This window comes from Mesorhizobium sp. WSM4845 (assembly GCF_055811455.1).
Map to the genome: position 1 here is coordinate 108,008 of NZ_JBVVQA010000014.1, position 16,524 is coordinate 124,531.

Here is a 16,524-nt window from a genome sequence, read left to right on the forward strand (position 1 = left end):
AGCCCTCCTGGCGCCATCGCAAGACCGGCAAAAGCGCCGGTTTACTGACCAACAAGATCGGCAAAAGCGCGCCGGTTTGTTGACTAAAAAGCCGCGCCTGCTATGTGTCGCGCACCCCTTTCCAGGGCTCTCCCAAGGCCCCGAACCCCGACACTGGAGGAAGCATGACCTCGCGTGAACAACATGACCGGATGGCCAATGCGATCCGTTTTCTTTCCATGGACGCCGTCGAGAAGGCCCAGTCCGGCCACCCCGGCCTGCCCATGGGCTGCGCCGACATCGCCACGGTGCTGTTCACGCGTTTCCTGAAATACGATGCGAAGAACCCGCATTGGCCCGATCGCGACCGTTTCATCCTGTCGGCCGGCCACGGTTCTATGCTGCTTTATTCGCTGCTTTATCTGACCGGCTACGACGACATCACCCTCGACCAGATCAAGCATTTCCGCCAGGTGGGGTCGAGGACGGCGGGCCATCCCGAATATGGCCATGCCGCCGGCATCGAGACGACGACCGGCCCGCTCGGCCAGGGACTTGCCAATTCGGTCGGTTTCGCGCTCGGCGAGCGCATCATGAATGCCGCCTTCGGCAACGACCTCGTCGACCACTACACCTATGTGCTGGCCGGTGACGGCTGCCTGATGGAGGGCGTTTCCCAGGAAGCCATCGCGCTTGCCGGACATCTCAAGCTGAACAAGCTGATCGTCTTTTGGGACAACAACAACATCTCGATCGACGGCCCGGTTTCGCTGGCCGACAACACCGATCAGGTCGCCCGCTTCCAGGCGTCCGGCTGGAACGCCAGCCACATCGACGGCCAGGATCCGGAAGCGATCGCCTATGCCATCGAGGCGGCGCGCCATTCCGACAAACCGACGATGATCGCCTGCAAGACGACGATCGGCTTCGGCGCGCCGACCAAGGCCGGCACCAACAAGGCGCACGGCTCGCCGCTCGGCGCCGAGGAAATCGCCGGCGCGAGAAAATTCTTCGACTGGGATTATCCGCCCTTCGAAGTTCCTGCCGATATCCTCGATTCCTGGCGCGACGCCGGCAAGACCGGCGTCAAGGCACGCGCCGACTGGGAAGGCCGCCTTGCCAGGGCCGACGCCCAGTTGCGCAGCGAATTCGAGCGCCGCATCAGTGGCACGCTGCCGGCGAATTTCGACGCCGTCATCACCGACTACAAGAAGAAGCTCGCCACGGACAAACCGAAGGTCGCCACCCGAAAATCGTCGGAAATGGCGCTCGAAGTCATCAACGGCGCCGTGCCGGAAACCATCGGCGGCTCGGCCGACCTGACCGGCTCCAACAACACCAAGACCAGCCAGACCAAGAACATTACCTCAGACGACTACGGCCAGCGCTACGTTCACTACGGCATCCGCGAGCACGGCATGGCCGCCGCGCTCAACGGACTGACGCTGCATGGCGGCCTCATCGCCTATGGCGGCACGTTCATGTGCTTTTCCGACTATGCCCGTCCGTCGATGCGGCTCGCCTCGCTGATGGGCATCCGCTCGATCTTCGTCATGACCCACGATTCCATCGGTCTCGGCGAAGACGGCCCGACCCATCAGCCGGTCGAGCATCTGGCCGCATTGCGCGCCATCCCGAACCACAATGTCTTCCGCCCGGCCGACGCGGTCGAGACCGCCGAGTGCTGGCAGCTGGCCCTCGAACAGGAAAAGACGCCTTCGACGCTGGCGCTGACCCGGCAGAACCTGGCGGCGGTGCGCAACGACTTCGTTGCGGAAAACCTTTGTCGCCAGGGCGCCTATGAGCTGGCCGCTGCCAGTGGCGATGCGGCGGTGACGATCTTCGCTTCGGGTTCCGAGGTCGAGATTGCGCTGGCGGCGCGCGAGGCATTGGAGAAGCACGGCCATCCGACCCGCGTCGTCTCTGTGCCCTGCTTCGAATTGTTCGACAAGCAAAGTGCTGATTACCGCAACAAGACGATCGGCACCGCGCCGGTCAAGATCGCCATCGAAGCCGGCATCCGCCAGGGCTGGGATCATTTCATCGGCATCGACGGCATCTTCATCGGCATGACCGGCTTCGGAGCCTCTGGCACGATTGAACAGCTCTATCCGCATTTCGGCATCACCGCCGAAGCGACAGTGAAGGCGGCGGAAGCCCGCCTGCACGGCGAGTAAACATGTTGGTCTCCAGCGAAGCCGCATATGGCGGTTTCGCCGGCAGCCGCGACCTAATGGACTTAAATCCAACCCATCGACGGCTGGATTCTTTGCCAGCCCGCCGTTATGAAGCTGCGGACTTGATCTTCGGCCTCCAACTCCCAGGGAGAGAAAAATGACCGTCAGAGTTGCCATCAACGGATTCGGCCGCATCGGCCGCAACATCCTGCGCGCCATCCACGAATCCGGTCGCAAGGACATCGATGTCGTCGCCGTCAACGACCTCGGCCCGGTCGAGACCAATGCGCATCTGCTGCGCTACGACAGCGTGCATGGCCGCTTCCCGCATGAAGTGACGGTCGACGGTGACCAGATCACCGTCGGCAGCGAAAAATTCAAGGTCACCGCGATCAAGGACCCGACGCAGCTGCCGTGGAAGGATCTCGGCATCGATATCGCGCTCGAATGCACCGGCATCTTCACCGCACGCGACAAGGCCGCCGCGCACCTCGCCGCCGGCGCCAAGCGCGTCCTCGTCTCGGCGCCGGCCGAGGGCGCCGACCTCACCGTCGTCTATGGCATCAACCATGACAAGCTGACCAAGAACCACATCGTCATCTCGAACGCCTCCTGCACCACCAACTGCCTGGCGCCGCTGGCAGCCGTGCTGCATGAGGCCGTGGGCATCGAGAAGGGCATGATGACGACGATCCACTCCTACACCGGCGACCAGCCGACATTGGACACCATGCACAAGGATCTCTACCGCGCCCGCGCCGCAGCGCTGTCTCAGATCCCGACCTCGACCGGCGCGGCCAAGGCGATCGGCCTGGTGCTGCCCGATCTGAAGGGTAAGCTCGACGGCATCTCCATCCGCGTGCCGACCCCGAACGTCTCGGTCGTCGATTTCAAGTTCATCGCCAAGCGTTCGACCACGGTGCAAGAAATCAACGAGGCGGTGATCGCCGCCTCCAACGGCAAGCTGAAGGGCGTTCTCGCCGTCACCCGTCATCCGAACGTGTCGATCGACTTCAACCACGACCCGCATTCCTCGATCATGGCGCTCGACCAGACCAAGGTGATGGACGGCAACTTCGTTTCGGTGCTGTCCTGGTACGATAATGAATGGGGTTTTTCCAACCGCATGGCCGACACCGCCGTCGCCTTCGGCAAGACCATCGCCTGACCGCAGAACCATCTTCTTGCGACTTGAAACGCCCGGCCTGTCCGGGCGTTTTCATGAGAGCGCGCAGCGCCCTTTTGAATGCGCAACGACGCTCTAAGGGTTTGTTTGGCAAGACCCGCGCCTTGAGCGCCAAAACACTCGAAAATCAGCGGCATAGGGCAAAAAACCACCCTCACGCCTTGCACCGGTCATGTCTTCGCCTCACTCTCCCGTAAAGCGAGAGGGGACACGAATTCGAGGGGCAATTGGCGGATGGAGCATGCGATCTATCTCGTGACGTTGGTCGGCGCCGCTCTCGTCGTTGCCGCCGCGTTTTCGAGCCTGATCGCCTTCCGCTTCGGCGCCCCTCTCTTGCTGCTGTTTCTCTGCATTGGCCTGGCCACGGGAACCGACGGCCTCGGCATCCAGTTCGACAATGCGCGGCTGGCTTATTTTGCCGGCTCACTGGCGCTGGCGGTGATCCTGTTCGATTCCGGTTTCGGCACACCGCTCAACGCGTTGCGCCAGGCGGCCGGACCGGCGCTGTCGCTGGCGACCATCGGCGTCCTTTTGACCACTGGCCTGTTCGGCGCGGTCGCCCATTATCTGCTCGATCTCAGCTGGCTGGAATCCTTCCTGCTCGGGGCCGCTGTCGCCTCGACCGACGCGGCAGCGGTGTTCTTCCTGTTGCGCGCCGGCGAGATCAATTTGCGCGAACGCGTACGCTCGACGCTAGAGGTAGAGTCCGGCACCAATGACCCGATCGCCATCTTCCTGACCATAAGCCTGGTCGAGATCATCGCCGCCAACGCCAGCCCCGAGGCCAGGGTGCTGGTTACCGACCTTGTCCTCGGCTTCCTTCTCAACATGGGGCTTGGCGCCGTCGTCGGCATTTTCGGCGGCCTCGCCATCGTTCGCCTCGTCGACCGGCTCAATCTCGACCACGGGCTGCTGCCGATCTTCGTGCTGACGCTGTCGCTGATGGTGTTCGCCGCCGCCGGCGCCATTGGCGGCTCCGGCTTTCTGGCGGTCTATCTCGCCGGCCTCATTGCCGGCAATTCCGACATCCGCGCCGTCACCATCCTCAAGCGCTTCCAGGACGGCATGTCGTGGCTGGCGCAGATCATCATGTTCCTGATCCTCGGCCTGTTCGCGACGCCCTCGCAATTTCCGGCGATCCTGCTGCCGGCGGTGCTGCTGGGCCTGTTCCTGATATTCGTGGCGCGGCCGATCGCCGTCTGGCTTTGCCTGATGCCGTTTCGTCTGCCGCGCCCGGAAGTCGCCTTCGTCTCATGGGTGGGTCTGCGTGGCGCCGTGTCGATCCTGCTCGCCATCACGCCACTGCTTGGCGGTCTTGAGCATGGCCGCCTCATCTTCAACACCGCCTTCATCGTGGTGTTGGTATCGCTGGTCATCCAGGGATGGACCGTCGGACCGCTGGCGCGCCGGCTCGGTCTGATCGTGCCCGCCCGGCTGGGTCCGTTGGACAAGGTCGAGCTCGAACTGCCTGGCTCCGCCCATCACGAACTGCTCGCCTACCGCGTGGCACCAGGCAGCCCGGTGGCGCGCGGCGAGCGCATTCCGCGCTGGGCGCGGCCGTCGCTCGTGCTGCGCGACGGCCGCTCGATGCGCTTCCAGGACATGGGCAGGCTCGCCGCCGGCGACCATGTCTACATCTTCGTGCCGGATCGCTATCCCGCCCTGCTCGACAAGCTGTTCGCCAGCCGCGCCGTGGTCGATCCCGAGGATGCCGACTTCTTCGGCGCCTTCGCCGTCGATCCGGCACGCTCCGCCGCAGAACTGGAAGCCGCTTACGCGCCGGGCCTGACCGAGGAGGAACGCAAGCTGACCGTCGGCGACCTGGTGACGGCGCGGCTCGGCGGCCATGCCGAATATGCCGACCGCGTGCTGATTGGTCCGATCGAGCTGATCGTCCGCGACGTCGACGACAAGGGCAGGATCACCGGTCTCGGTCTTTCCCTCGAGCCGACCGCGCCGGTGGCGCGGGTGCCGGTGTTCCTGAGTGCCGGCGAAATCGCGGACCGCATCGTTGGCTTTGTTCGCAATTGGCGCAAGCGGACCAAAAAGCCGGGTGCCGAGGCGCCGGACGACGCGGAACCGGCTCCACAGCCAGTGATGGAAAAAACAACCGGCGAGCGCTGACTGCTTGCGACCGAGGCGTGGATCATATTTTCCGTGAACTCCCATGCAGGTCTTGCATCGTCGTTGATGCGGGGTAAGGTCCCCGCGATTTTTCGCGAAAGGGAACAGCATGGCCGGCTTTAAGACACTGGACGACATCGGCAATATCGACGGCAAGCGTGTGCTGGTGCGCGTCGACCTCAACGTTCCCGTCGCCGACGGCAAGGTCACCGACGCCACCCGCATCGAGCGCATCGCGCCGACCATCGCCGAGCTTTCCGGCAAGGGCGCCAAGGTCATCCTGCTTGCCCATTTCGGCCGGCCCAAGGATGGACCTTCGCCCGAATTCTCGCTTGAGCCGATCGCCAGGGCGGCCGCGGAGGTGCTTGGCCGCCCTGTCGGCTTCGCGGCCGATTGCATCGGCGACAAGGCCGCGAGCGCCGTCGCCGCCATGAATAACGGCGACGTGCTGCTGCTCGAAAACACCCGCTTCTACAAGGCCGAGGAGAAGAACGACCCGGCCTTCACCGAAAAGCTCGCCGCAAATGGCGACATCTTCGTCAACGACGCCTTTTCCGCCGCCCACCGCGCCCATTCGTCGACGGAAGGGCTTGCGCACCTGCTGCCGGCCTTCGCCGGCCGTACCATGCAAGCCGAACTCGACGCGCTGGAAAAGGGCCTCGGCAATCCCGTCCGCCCTGTCGTAGCCATCGTCGGCGGCGCCAAGGTCTCGAGCAAGATCGACCTCCTGATGAATCTGGTGAAGAAGGTCGACGCGCTGGTCATCGGCGGCGGCATGGCCAACACCTTCCTCGCCGCGCGCGGCACCGCCGTCGGAAAATCGCTGTGCGAGCATGATCTCGCCAACACCGCCAAGCAGATCATGATCGAGGCGGCCGAAGCCGGCTGCGCCGTCATCCTGCCGGTCGACGGTGTCGTCGCCAGGGAATTCAAGGCGGGCGCCGCCAGCGAAACCGTCGCCATACCGAAGGTGCCGGCCGACGCCATGATCCTCGATGTCGGCGAAAAAACAGTGAAGACCGTTGCCGACTGGATCGACCGCGCCGCGACGCTGGTCTGGAACGGTCCGCTCGGCGCCTTCGAGATCGAGCCGTTCGACCGGGCGACGGTGGCGGCGGCCAGGCACGCCGCGGCCCGCACCAAGGCCGGCAAATTGATCTCGGTGGCAGGTGGCGGCGACACGGTGGCCGCCCTCAACCATGCCGGCGTCGCCGACGACTTCACCTATGTCTCGACCGCCGGCGGCGCCTTCCTGGAATGGATGGAGGGCAAGCCGTTGCCCGGTGTCGACGTGCTGAAGCGCTGAGGCCCTAGGCACCGGGCAACAGGCGAACAGGGGCGTTTGCGCGTTTCAATCGATTCGAGCTTTCCGCCTGGAATGGTTCGACTTGAACCTGCTTTGCTCTAGTGGTCTGCTAGCCCGGATTTTCACACTGTTTGGAACAACCGGTTCAGGAGGATGCACAATGAGCGAACGTCTCGAGGACATTGCCGCTGCGATGGTGGCCGACGGCAAGGGTCTTTTGGCCGCCGACGAGAGTTCCGGCACCATCAAGAAGCGCTTCGACGTCATCGGCGTCGAATCGACCGCCGACAGCCGCCGCGACTATCGCGAGATGATGTTCCGCGCCAGGGAGGCGATGACCAGATACATTTCCGGCGTCATCCTCTATGACGAGACCATTCGCCAGAAAGCCGCCGACGGCACGCCGCTGGTCGACATCATCAAGGCGACCGGCGCCATTCCAGGCATCAAGGTCGATGCCGGCGCCAAGCCTCTGGCCGGGTACCCAGGCGACACCATCACCGAAGGCCTCGACGGCCTGCGCGAGCGGCTCGCCGACTATTACAAGCTCGGCGCCCGTTTCGCCAAATGGCGTGCAGTGATCGACATCGATGTCGCCAGGGGCGTGCCCTCCGCCACGTCGATCGGCTCGAACGCGCATGCGCTCGCCCGCTATGCGGCGCTCTGCCAGGAGGCCGGCATCGTGCCGATCGTCGAGCCGGAGGTGCTGATGGACGGCGCCCACGACATCGGCACCTGCTACGAGATCAGCAAGGCAACGCTGACGAAACTCTACACCGAGCTCTACGCCGCCCGCGTCGTCCTTGAAGGCACCATTCTGAAGCCGAACATGGTTCTCGCCGGCAAAAAGTCGGGCAACACCAGCGGCCCCGAGGAAGTCGCCGAAAAGACCATAAAACTGTTCCGCGAGACGGTGCCGGCAGCGATTGGCGGCATCGCCTTTCTCTCCGGTGGGCAATCGGATGAGGAGGCGACCGCCAACCTCAACGCCATCAACGCCATCGGCCCGCATCCATGGAAGCTGACCTTCTCCTATGGCCGCGCCTTGCAGGCGGCGCCACAGAAGGCATGGAGCGGCAAGGCGGCCAACGTCGCCGCTGCCCAGGCAGCCTTCGCCCACCGCGCCCACATGAACCACCTGGCAGCGCTTGGCAAATGGCAGCCGGAACTGGAACAGGCCGCCTGACCGGTTTTTCTATCTTCATCCGAACCCGGGCCATGTGCCCGGGTCCCATCTGCTCCAAAATGCTCCAAAAAAATGCGGCGCCGTGTCGGCTTGCGTTGAGCCCGAACGTCCTTGGGGCTCAACGAGGAGCAGGCTGATGCCAAACAACAGGATCGTTTCACGGCAAGACTGGTTCCAGGCGCACAAGGCGCATCTGGCCCGTGAAAAGGAATTGACGCGTTTTCGCGACCGCATCGCTGCCGAACGGCGGCAATTGCCTTGGCTGAAGATGCGGAAGGACTATGTCTTCGAGACCGAACGGGGCCCGAAGAAACTGGCCGACCTGTTCGGAGGCGCGAGCCAGCTGATCGTCTACCACTTCATGTTCGGGCCGGGCGCCGACTACCGTTGCGAAGGCTGTTCCTTTCTTGCCGATCACATCGACGGCGCCAACCAGCACCTCAAGCACCATGATGTGTCGCTGATCGTGATCTCGCAGGCGCCGCTGGCCGAATTTCTGCCCTACAAACAGCGCATGGGCTGGAAATTCGACTGGGTGTCGTCCTACGTTTCGGACTTCAACTTCGACATGCAGGTTTCCTTCACCGACAAGCAGATCGCATCCGGCGACACGACCTACAATTTCGAGCAGCGCCCGCTGAGATCGAAGGACCTTCCCGGCGTCAGCGTGTTCTACAGGGATGAGAACGGCGACATCTTCCTGACTTTCATGTCGCGCTCCAGGGGCGGCGATCCGCTGATCGGCGCCTATCACTATCTCGACCTGACGCCGAAGGGCCGCAACGAGACCGGTCCCTACCACAGCCTGATGGACTGGGTGCGGCTGCACGATGAATATGCGGGCAGGCACGAAATGGAGGGCGCCTGCTGCCATTGACGTCGGGCGGCCAACGCAAGGTCTTTCGTCTCTGGCCCGATATGCGCTAAGTGCTGCTTGCTATGCCCTTTGACGGACTTACCCATTGGCGGTTGGCCCCATTAACGGTGTGCGATGCAGCGTTTTCTTGCCCTCCTCACCTGGCTCGCCTTTCCGGTCTATGTCTGGCAGGGGCTCGGCGTGCGCCGCCGCACCAGCCGCATGCTGCCGGCGCAAGGCCCAGTCATGCACGAGATTTCGGGCATGGCGCCGGCGATCTCGCTGCTGATGCTTGGCGATTCTTCCGCCGCCTCGGTCGGCATCGGCAATTCCGAGTACGGGCTGGCCGCGCAACTGGCCGAGCTGATCTCAAAACGCACCGGCCGCGCGGTGCGCTGGCGGGCAGCCGGCTTCAACTCGGCGACCTCAGGCCAGATCCGCGATCATGTGCTGCCGAATCTGTCGGCCGATCCCTGGACGCATATCGTGCTCGTCATCGGCACCAACGACACCAAGAACTTTCACTCGGTGCCACGCTTCAAAAGCGATTTTGGCGGCCTGCTCTACGCGCTGCGCGCCAAATGGCCGGAGGCGCGCGTGGTGTGGTCGCCGGTGCTGGAATTCACCCGCGCACCGGCAATGCCGCCGCTGCTCGGAAAGATCCTGGAAATCCGCGCCGCCGAGATGAACCGGATGGGCGAGCGCCTTTGCCTCGAACGCGGCGCTGTGCCGGCGCCGCGCCTGCCGATCACCAATGCCGAAGCCGGTTTTGCCTCCGACGGATTTCATGCCTCGGAAGCGGGCTACCGGGCCTGGGCGGAACATCTGGTCGATTTGGTGCTGGCCAACGAACCACGCCTCGCGTAGCGGCCCGCCAGCCCTAATGCATGTCGCGCAAAGCATGCCCTCGGGCTTGAACCGAGGGTGTGCAGCGGTTTGCGATAACGACATGCATAAAACAACAACCTAAAGCGCGTCGCGTGAGGTCGGTCGAACGCGACGCGTTTTAGGCCCAATGGCCCAGCGCCGCTGTTATCGAAATTGCCGCCATCGCCAGCACCGCCAGCTTCCAAAAATCGCTGCGCCGCTTCAGCCCCGGCCAGCCGAGCGGCTTGATCAGCTGGATGACCATCATGGCAATGATAACGAGCGCGAGGAGTTTCGACATGGCCGCTTTTGACTAGCGCATCGGCCCGCAAATCGAAATCGATTTCGGAAAGCACGATGCGTAGAAGGTGCTGTAGCGTCCTTTGCGCGTCAACAAGGACGCGGCGCTCCGGCATCGCGCTCAGCTGTCGAAGCGCTCCTTTCGCTCCCTCACGGGAGCACTATGCCAGCGGCTTGAGATTGGCCTCGATCGCAGCCCGTTTCGGTTCGAGGAACGGTGGCAAGGCCAGCCTTTCGCCCAGCGTTTCCAGCGGCTCGTCGGCCGTGAATCCCGGGCCGTCTGTCGCAATCTCGAATAGTATGCCGTTTGGCTCGCGGAAATAGAGCGAGCGGAAGTAGTATCGCTCGACCTCACCGCTTGACGGAAGGCGGAATTCGGCCAGCCGCGCCGTCCATTGATGCAAAATCTCCTGGTCCGGCGCCCTGAATGCCACGTGGTGGACCGCACCGGCGCCCTGCCGTGCCGGCGCAAGGCCCGGCTGCACGGCGACATGAAGCTCCGCCGCCGGGCCGCCTTCTCCCATCTCGAAGACGTAAACCTGGCCCTGACCATCCGGCGAGGCATAGTCCCGCGCCTTGCGCATGTTCATCACCCTGGTCAGCACGGTTTCAGTGTTGGTGATGTCGGGAACGCTGATGACGATAGGCCCGAGCCCGCGTATCTGGTGCTCGATTGGGACCGGGCTTTGCACCCAGGGGTGACTGTCGCCCTTGCCGCCATCGCTGACGAGACGCAGGCGCTGGCCTTCCGGGTCTTCGAAGTCCAACGACGGGTAGCCGCCGATATCGCCGGTCTCTCCCGTCGCGACGGTCTCGCCGGACAAGTGTTGCTTCCACCAGGCAAGGCTTTCAGGGCTGGCGACCCTCAGGCTGGTCCGCACGATGCTGTTGGTGCCGCGCCGCTCGCGTCCCACCGGCCAATCGAAGAAGGTAAGATCGGTGCCAGGCGTCGCCTCGGCGTCGGCATAGAAAAGGTGATAGGCCGACGTGTCGTCCTGATTGACCGTCTTCTTGACCAGTCGCAGGCCCAGGTTCGTGGTGTAGAAACGAAGGTTTCCGGGTGCATTGGCCGTGATTGCGGTCAGATGGTGAATTCCTGTCAGTTGCAGGCTCATTGTCATCTCCCTGATCTCTGGAAAATTTTTCTCCTTAGATATCAGAACCCCGGCCCTGTCGCTGCTGCGGATTCCGACGGTCCGTCGTTGGCAGATGAAAGACTTGATCCCGGCGACGAGAAAGCCTGCTTCACTCGGGCAAACGGATCAGAACCGGCAAAACCTGGCACGCTCACCAAAGACCGCTCAGCCTCCTGACAGACTGCTGTCAGGAGGGGTGTGCGATAGTGTCTCCATCGAAAGAGAGGAGACCAGCTATGAACGGTTTTACCATTCTGCGTAGCGTTCAGCACTATGTCGGCAAGATCCGGACGATGCGCAACGAGATCCGCACCCGGCGTTTCATGAACGGGTTGCCGCAGAGCATCCGCAAGGACATCGGTTGGCCGGATAATTATGAAGGCCGCCACGGCCGCGGCCATTGAGGCGATTTTTTGCGGCAGCGGTTGCATGCCAACGCCACGCGCCCAGATAAACAGGTCAGGCGGACCGAAAGACGGAGCAGCAAATGTCGGAACAGAAAACTATCGGCGTTCTTTTCATCGATCGCTTCGCCGACTGGGAATACGGGCTGCTGGCGGCTTCGGCGGTCGAATGGTTCGGCGCACGCGCGGTTTCGCTGGCGCCGAACGGCAAACCGGTGACTTCGGCCAGCGGCTTTATGCTGACGCCCGACCGCTCCACCGCGGTTGATGAAAACACCGATCTTGACGCCGTCGCGGTCATCGGCTCCGACCAGTGGGTCGATGCTCCGCCTGACGTCTCCGCACTGCTGACAGCGGTCGCAGCGCGCGGCGGTGTGGTCGGCGGCATCTGCGCGGGCACGCTGGCACTAGCGCGTGCCGGCCTGTTCGGCAACGCCAAACACACCAGCAATGGTCGTGACTGGATCAACGAAAAGGAACCGGGCTATCCGGGCGCCCAGAACTATCAGGACGTGCCCTATGCCGTCGCCGATGGTCGCATCGTGTCCGCGCCGGGTTCGGCTCCCGGCACCTTCGCTCTTGCCTATTTGAAGACGCTCTATCCCCAGAGAAGCAGCGATCTCGCTGAGATGCGCACGCTGTTCGCCAAGGAGTATGCAGAAGGGGAATATGCTGAAGCCTCCTGACAGTATGGTGTCAGGAGCGGCGTGCAATAATTCGAAAGTACCAGGAGACAGACATGGCCTTCATCCCTGCAAAAGCTTCGGGCTCTTCGTCTAGGTGACGCATGGTAAAGAGCTGGAACGACAGGCTGAACACGCCGGGCGTCAATGGCATCAAGCCGACGCCGCGCACTGTTGCCGACGTCGTCGAGGGCCAGCCGATGCTGGTGCCGACGGCACGGCAGGTCGATGATTTCATCCGCTCAATTCCAAAGGGCGTGGCCATGGATGTCCGCGCGTTGCGCACCACGCTCGCCATTGAGCACGGCGCCGAAGTGACATGTCCGGTCACCATCGGCTATCATCTGCGCACTGTCGCCGAGGCCGCCAACGAGGATCTGGAACGCGGCATGACGCTGAGCGACATCGCGCCGTTCTGGCGGGTGCTGGATGCAAAGACGCCGACAACAGGGAAGTTGTCCTTCGGCGCGGCATTCGTCGCCGCGCAGCGCAAGCGCGAAGGGCTTGAGCCATAATGCATCGCCCGAAAGTTGGAACCGGTTTGGGGACAACGACAGGCTAAAAACAACATCGAGGGACCGTACGATGCGCCGCGCCGACAGGCTCTTCCAGATCGTGCAGCATCTGCGCGGTGGCCGTCTGGTCACCGCCCAGAAGCTGGGCACGTGGCTCGAGGTTTCCGAGCGAACCATCTACCGCGACATCGCCGACCTGCAGTCGACGGGCGTGCCGATCGACGGCGAGGCCGGCGTCGGCTACATGATGAGGGAGGGTTTCGACCTTCCGCCGCTGATGTTCACGCGTGACGAGATCGTCGCGCTGGTCGCCGGCGCCCGCATGGTGCGCGCATTTGGCGGCGCTGCCATGGCGCGGGCCGCCGACGAGGCGCTGGTCAAGATCGGCGCCGTGCTGCCCGATGCCGAGAAGGACCGCATCGCCCGCACCGAGATCCACACGCCGATGTGGGTGGTGAGCGACGCCGCCCGCGAAGCCATCGACCTGATCGAGCGCGCGGTGGAAAAACGCCAGGTGCTGACCATCGACTACTCCGACGAAGCAGGCCGCAGCACCGTGCGCGACATCAGGCCATTGGGCCTGTGGTTCTGGGGCAAGGTGTGGACGCTGGTCGCCTGGTGCGAGATGCGCGACGACTTTCGCGCTTTCCGCATCGACCGCATTGCTTCAGTGGTCATAGCCGGCCGCGCCTTCAAGCCGGAGCGCGGCAAGCAGCTCGCCGATTTTTACCGTGCGGTGGAGCGCAGCGAGGACTACGGCATGGCGCCGGACCGGGCCGCGCGAACCTAGGCGCGGCGCTTCTTGCCTTCTCCCCTTGTGGGAGAAGGTGGCCGCGAAGCGGCCGGATGAGGGGTGTTCCAGGGAACGCCGACGCCTCATTTCTTCCAACACCCCTCTTCCGTCTCGGCGCTGCGCGCCGATCCACCTTCTCCCACAAGTAGAGAAGGAAGAGGCGCCTCACTCCTCGTCGTCCTTGTCCTCGTCCTTCGACTTCAGCGCCGAGAGCTTGGCGAAGACGGCGTTGGCGTCGAGTTCCGCATCCTCGTCCCTTGGCTTCTCCGGCGCCGGCACGAGGCGCTCGGTCAATGCCGCCGGCAGCAGCGTGTCCCCGGCCGGCTGTGCCTGTTCGCGGCCACGCGAGGCGCGGTTGACTTCCATGTCGAGGTCGATCTGCGAGGCGAGCCCCAGCGTCACCGGATCCATCGGCTGCAGGTTGGCTGAGTTCCAGTGCTTTCTGTCGCGGATCTGGTCGATCGTCGACTTGGTGGTGCCTACGAGGCGCGCGATCTGCGCGTCCTTCAACTCGGGATGGTTGCGCACCAGCCAGAGGATGGCGTTGGGCCGGTCCTGGCGCTTCGACAGCGGCGTGTAGCGCGGACCCTTGCGCTTGGATTCGGGCACCCGCACCTTGGGGTCTGACAGCTTCAGCGGATGGTTCGGATCCTTCTCGGCGCGTGCGATCTCGTCGCGGCTCAGCTGGCCGGTCATGATCGGGTCCATGCCCTTGATGCCTTGCGCCGATTCGCCGTCGGCGATCGCCTTGACTTCGAGCGGATGCAGTCCGCAGAACTGCGCGATCTGCTCGAAGGACAGCGCGGTGTTGTCGACCAGCCAGACGGCGGTCGCCTTGGGCATCAGCAGCGTATTGGCCATTGCAAATATCCTTCTCGTTCGCCCGCGTTCCCGCGCGGGCGGTGGTTTTAGAGCCACCAAAATGGGAAAATCGCGGTTTATATAGCCGCTCCGTTGCCGTTCCGCAACGTTTTTGGAAGGTAGTCGCGAGATGGGGGGAGATATCGAACCTGTCAAGGCAGCCTTATCGGCTTCAGCATCGCGCCTTCGGTGAGCCGCTCAGCGGCCGCGGCCGCTGGCCCGGCAACAAAACGTCCTTCTGTCGGCATTTGCCGACTGTTAGTGGGAACATGTTTCATCCACATTTCGCTTCGGTAGCGGCGAGCTGCTTTGGGAGGGCAAGCCGCCGCCGATGTGGGCTAATCGATGTTGGAAATCGGGCACGCTGTCGCGGCGGGGTTGTTTCCGTTCGCCATTTCCTATGCGCTTCTGGCAATGCTGCCGGGCGCCAATTTTGCTGTCGTCGCGCAGTCCGGGCTAACTGCTTCGCGTGCCACAGCACTTTCGGCCGCCGCCGGCATTGCCCTAGGCGCGAGTTCGCTGGCGATGGTCGTCGCGACGGGCGCTGCAGCGCTGCCGCCGGGGGGCATTGCGCACCAGATAGCCGCCAGCCTTTACGGCGCAATGCTGGTCTTCATCGGCTGGAATTTGATGCGGCGGGCGCTGTCGATCACGATCGGCGCCGACGAGCCGAAGCCGCTTCCCATCGTTCGGTACTTCCGGCTGGGGTTTGTCACGGCGGCGGCAAATCCGGCCACCGCATTGTTTTTTGCATCCTCTGCGCTGAGCTTGAATACGCGCGGGCCAATCCAGATATCCGTGATAGCGCTGGTTTTTGCCATTGCAATCGCTTGGTTTGGCCTTGTCGGCCTGGCTATTTCCCAGCCAGCCATGCGCGAATTCTACAACCGTTTCCGCAAGCACGTGGACATCGTGCTGGGAGGCGCCTTGATAGCGATTGGTTTTGCCGCGCTTGGCCATTGAAGCAACAAATAGGCGGTCTTCCACCGATTTGGCCGATCGTCATCTGCGATTGAGCGGTTCTGTGCTCTTGAGCAAGGCGACGAGTTGGCTTTGCTGACTTGTCCCGGTCTTGGCGAAAATCCGTTCGAGATAGGTCCGGCCGGTCTTCACGGTGATCTTCAAGTCGGATGCCGCATCTTTCAAGGGTCGTCCCTGCGAAAGCGCGGCGGCCAGACGAGCCTCGGAGGGCGTCAGGTCGAACAGGCCCGCGAGGAGGGTTGGTGAAGGCACGACGGAACTGGCGCTTACCGCCGTCGCCGCAACCAGGATGTCCGCGCCGGAGAAAATATCATGTGCGGCGCGGCGCAGCGGCAAAAGATGGATGACCGGAGCCGGCCGGCTTTCGTTCGCAGCAACAGGAATGGATCGGATCGCGAAATCGTTGCGGTTCTCGAGAATGGCCCGCTGGAAAAGCGCATTGGCGGAGGCATTGGCGATCGCCATGCCGCCAGGCGGTTGGCAGAAACATCTTGGTCATTTCTTCCAGCAGGCTGTTGGCCGTCAGCACGCCTCCCCGATGCAGCCATGACCGCGGCCGGCAGCCCGATGGTCTCGAGTGCCGAGACGGTCGCCCTGGCCTGTTCCAACCCCAATCGCGCCGAGACCATGCCGGCCCGCGCGAAATGCGGGCGAAGCTGGTCCAGCCGATCGACCGACGCCCGATCTAGGTGCCATCCTTCATCCACCGTTGAAAGACGAAAGTGACGAGCTCGCCACTCGGCATGGCGACTGCCGAACAAACATGTGCGCCGATACCGGCCGCTCTCAGCTGTATCCGTACCGGATCACGTTCGACCTCTTCGGCTGTCAGGAAATCTTCGACCTGAACGAAGCTCGCCGGCTGCATGCTGCACATACGCTGAACGGCGTCAGAGAATTTCCAGCCGTCGCTGGCGACAAATTCATCAAACACGGATCGCAGCGAGTTGCCGTGAACCGGAGAAACGTCACTCAATCTGCCGCGAACCGGAGATTCGGCACTGAACAGGAAGATGGCGCCGGTGGCCGAACCTGAAAGACTGCCGGCAGCTTCGAGAGCATCCCCCAAAGTTCCGGCACGAAAGCCGCCTCGTAGATCTTGTCCGTCAGATCGTCGAACATGGGCGCAAGCCTGTTTCAGAGTCAGCACGCTACTGGCCCGGATCAGCG

The 16,524-nt window shown here is 63.2% G+C and carries 18 protein-coding genes; 13 read left to right on the plus strand and 5 right to left on the minus strand.

Annotation, left to right across the window (positions count from 1 at the left end; genetic code table 11):
- Positions 1 to 164 precede the first annotated feature (164 nt).
- The 7 genes from tkt (at position 165) to AC0L2C_RS17650 (ending at position 9,681) form a co-directional block, all read left to right on the plus strand.
- Entirely contained in the window at positions 165 to 2,156 is a 1,992-nt protein-coding gene (gene tkt, locus AC0L2C_RS17620; protein ID WP_473523999.1) for a transketolase, read from the plus strand.
- A 157-nt stretch (positions 2,157 to 2,313) separates the two neighbouring features.
- Positions 2,314 to 3,324, plus strand: coding sequence for a type I glyceraldehyde-3-phosphate dehydrogenase (gene gap, locus AC0L2C_RS17625; RefSeq protein ID WP_473524000.1), 1,011 nt, complete (start codon positions 2,314 to 2,316; stop codon positions 3,322 to 3,324).
- Positions 3,325 to 3,576: 252 nt separating this feature from the next.
- Positions 3,577 to 5,466 (plus strand): potassium/proton antiporter, encoded by a 1,890-nt coding sequence (locus tag AC0L2C_RS17630; RefSeq protein WP_128246011.1) that lies wholly within the window; start codon positions 3,577 to 3,579, stop codon positions 5,464 to 5,466.
- Between the two features lie 109 nt (positions 5,467 to 5,575).
- Positions 5,576 to 6,772: a phosphoglycerate kinase gene (locus AC0L2C_RS17635; RefSeq protein ID WP_128246010.1), complete on the plus strand. Its 1,197-nt coding sequence runs from the start codon at positions 5,576 to 5,578 to the stop codon at positions 6,770 to 6,772.
- A 160-nt stretch (positions 6,773 to 6,932) separates the two neighbouring features.
- Positions 6,933 to 7,958, plus strand: coding sequence for a class I fructose-bisphosphate aldolase (locus AC0L2C_RS17640; protein ID WP_128246009.1), 1,026 nt, complete (start codon positions 6,933 to 6,935; stop codon positions 7,956 to 7,958).
- A 136-nt stretch (positions 7,959 to 8,094) separates the two neighbouring features.
- On the plus strand, positions 8,095 to 8,835 hold the full coding sequence (locus AC0L2C_RS17645; RefSeq protein WP_473524001.1) for a DUF899 domain-containing protein: 741 nt from the start codon (positions 8,095 to 8,097) through the stop codon (positions 8,833 to 8,835).
- A gap of 114 nt (positions 8,836 to 8,949) precedes the next feature.
- The gene (locus AC0L2C_RS17650; protein ID WP_128246007.1) at positions 8,950 to 9,681 is read left to right on the plus strand and encodes an SGNH/GDSL hydrolase family protein; all 732 of its coding nucleotides are present in this window, start codon (positions 8,950 to 8,952) and stop codon (positions 9,679 to 9,681) included.
- Positions 9,682 to 9,820: 139 nt separating this feature from the next.
- On the opposite strand, the gene AC0L2C_RS17655 is transcribed toward AC0L2C_RS17650, so the two are convergent.
- Positions 9,821 to 9,982 carry a hypothetical protein gene (locus AC0L2C_RS17655; protein ID WP_128170600.1) on the minus strand — a complete coding sequence of 54 codons (162 nt, stop codon included), beginning with the start codon at positions 9,980 to 9,982 and terminating at the stop codon, positions 9,821 to 9,823.
- Positions 9,983 to 10,142: 160 nt separating this feature from the next.
- On the minus strand, positions 10,143 to 11,096 hold the full coding sequence (locus AC0L2C_RS17660; protein WP_128246006.1) for a ring-cleaving dioxygenase: 954 nt from the start codon (positions 11,094 to 11,096) through the stop codon (positions 10,143 to 10,145).
- A gap of 257 nt (positions 11,097 to 11,353) precedes the next feature.
- On the opposite strand from AC0L2C_RS17660, the gene AC0L2C_RS17665 reads away from it, so the two are divergent.
- From AC0L2C_RS17665 to AC0L2C_RS17680, 4 genes are all read left to right on the plus strand, one after another.
- On the plus strand, positions 11,354 to 11,521 hold the full coding sequence (locus AC0L2C_RS17665; protein ID WP_082982284.1) for a hypothetical protein: 168 nt from the start codon (positions 11,354 to 11,356) through the stop codon (positions 11,519 to 11,521).
- Between the two features lie 83 nt (positions 11,522 to 11,604).
- Positions 11,605 to 12,207 (plus strand): DJ-1/PfpI family protein, encoded by a 603-nt coding sequence (locus tag AC0L2C_RS17670; RefSeq protein ID WP_128246005.1) that lies wholly within the window; start codon positions 11,605 to 11,607, stop codon positions 12,205 to 12,207.
- 101 nt (positions 12,208 to 12,308) lie between these two features.
- Complete coding sequence (locus tag AC0L2C_RS17675; protein ID WP_091593299.1) at positions 12,309 to 12,719, plus strand: hypothetical protein; 411 nt, start codon at positions 12,309 to 12,311, stop codon at positions 12,717 to 12,719.
- A gap of 70 nt (positions 12,720 to 12,789) precedes the next feature.
- The gene (locus AC0L2C_RS17680) at positions 12,790 to 13,509 is read left to right on the plus strand and encodes a helix-turn-helix transcriptional regulator (RefSeq protein WP_128176150.1); all 720 of its coding nucleotides are present in this window, start codon (positions 12,790 to 12,792) and stop codon (positions 13,507 to 13,509) included.
- 168 nt (positions 13,510 to 13,677) lie between these two features.
- Here AC0L2C_RS17680 and AC0L2C_RS17685 read toward each other — a convergent pair whose 3' ends face one another.
- A complete protein-coding gene (locus AC0L2C_RS17685; RefSeq protein WP_473524002.1) occupies positions 13,678 to 14,373 on the minus strand; it encodes a DUF1013 domain-containing protein in 696 nt (231 codons plus the stop codon).
- A 345-nt stretch (positions 14,374 to 14,718) separates the two neighbouring features.
- Here AC0L2C_RS17685 and AC0L2C_RS17690 point away from each other — a divergent pair, with 345 nt between their 5' ends.
- Positions 14,719 to 15,336 carry a LysE family transporter gene (locus tag AC0L2C_RS17690; RefSeq protein ID WP_473524003.1) on the plus strand — a complete coding sequence of 206 codons (618 nt, stop codon included), beginning with the start codon at positions 14,719 to 14,721 and terminating at the stop codon, positions 15,334 to 15,336.
- A gap of 39 nt (positions 15,337 to 15,375) precedes the next feature.
- Here the strand turns inward: AC0L2C_RS17690 and AC0L2C_RS17695 are convergent, their stop codons facing one another.
- Entirely contained in the window at positions 15,376 to 15,690 is a 315-nt protein-coding gene (locus AC0L2C_RS17695) for a helix-turn-helix transcriptional regulator (RefSeq protein ID WP_473524004.1), read from the minus strand.
- Between the two features lie 7 nt (positions 15,691 to 15,697).
- On the opposite strand from AC0L2C_RS17695, the gene AC0L2C_RS17700 reads away from it, so the two are divergent.
- Entirely contained in the window at positions 15,698 to 15,904 is a 207-nt protein-coding gene (locus AC0L2C_RS17700) for a hypothetical protein (RefSeq protein ID WP_473524005.1), read from the plus strand.
- 135 nt (positions 15,905 to 16,039) lie between these two features.
- Here AC0L2C_RS17700 and AC0L2C_RS17705 read toward each other — a convergent pair whose 3' ends face one another.
- Positions 16,040 to 16,504 carry a hypothetical protein gene (locus tag AC0L2C_RS17705; RefSeq protein WP_473524006.1) on the minus strand — a complete coding sequence of 155 codons (465 nt, stop codon included), beginning with the start codon at positions 16,502 to 16,504 and terminating at the stop codon, positions 16,040 to 16,042.
- Positions 16,505 to 16,524 lie beyond the last annotated feature (20 nt).

Excerpts from the sequence above, each read along its gene's own strand:
- AC0L2C_RS17675 (WP_091593299.1), top strand. The coding sequence starts at position 12,309 with ATGGTAAAGAGCTGGAACGACAGGCTGAACACGCCGGGCGTCAATGGC.
- AC0L2C_RS17670 (WP_128246005.1), top strand. The coding sequence starts at position 11,605 with ATGTCGGAACAGAAAACTATCGGCGTTCTTTTCATCGATCGCTTCGCC.
- gap (WP_473524000.1), top strand. The coding sequence starts at position 2,314 with ATGACCGTCAGAGTTGCCATCAACGGATTCGGCCGCATCGGCCGCAAC.
- AC0L2C_RS17665 (WP_082982284.1), top strand. The coding sequence starts at position 11,354 with ATGAACGGTTTTACCATTCTGCGTAGCGTTCAGCACTATGTCGGCAAG.
- AC0L2C_RS17635 (WP_128246010.1), top strand. The coding sequence starts at position 5,576 with ATGGCCGGCTTTAAGACACTGGACGACATCGGCAATATCGACGGCAAG.
- AC0L2C_RS17645 (WP_473524001.1), top strand. The coding sequence starts at position 8,095 with ATGCCAAACAACAGGATCGTTTCACGGCAAGACTGGTTCCAGGCGCAC.
- AC0L2C_RS17680 (WP_128176150.1), top strand. The coding sequence starts at position 12,790 with ATGCGCCGCGCCGACAGGCTCTTCCAGATCGTGCAGCATCTGCGCGGT.
- AC0L2C_RS17660 (WP_128246006.1), bottom strand. The coding sequence starts at position 11,096 with ATGAGCCTGCAACTGACAGGAATTCACCATCTGACCGCAATCACGGCC.
- AC0L2C_RS17630 (WP_128246011.1), top strand. The coding sequence starts at position 3,577 with ATGGAGCATGCGATCTATCTCGTGACGTTGGTCGGCGCCGCTCTCGTC.
- AC0L2C_RS17640 (WP_128246009.1), top strand. The coding sequence starts at position 6,933 with ATGAGCGAACGTCTCGAGGACATTGCCGCTGCGATGGTGGCCGACGGC.
- AC0L2C_RS17690 (WP_473524003.1), top strand. The coding sequence starts at position 14,719 with ATGTTGGAAATCGGGCACGCTGTCGCGGCGGGGTTGTTTCCGTTCGCC.
- AC0L2C_RS17685 (WP_473524002.1), bottom strand. The coding sequence starts at position 14,373 with ATGGCCAATACGCTGCTGATGCCCAAGGCGACCGCCGTCTGGCTGGTC.
- AC0L2C_RS17700 (WP_473524005.1), top strand. The coding sequence starts at position 15,698 with ATGACCGGAGCCGGCCGGCTTTCGTTCGCAGCAACAGGAATGGATCGG.
- AC0L2C_RS17655 (WP_128170600.1), bottom strand. The coding sequence starts at position 9,982 with ATGTCGAAACTCCTCGCGCTCGTTATCATTGCCATGATGGTCATCCAG.
- tkt (WP_473523999.1), top strand. The coding sequence starts at position 165 with ATGACCTCGCGTGAACAACATGACCGGATGGCCAATGCGATCCGTTTT.
- AC0L2C_RS17650 (WP_128246007.1), top strand. The coding sequence starts at position 8,950 with ATGCAGCGTTTTCTTGCCCTCCTCACCTGGCTCGCCTTTCCGGTCTAT.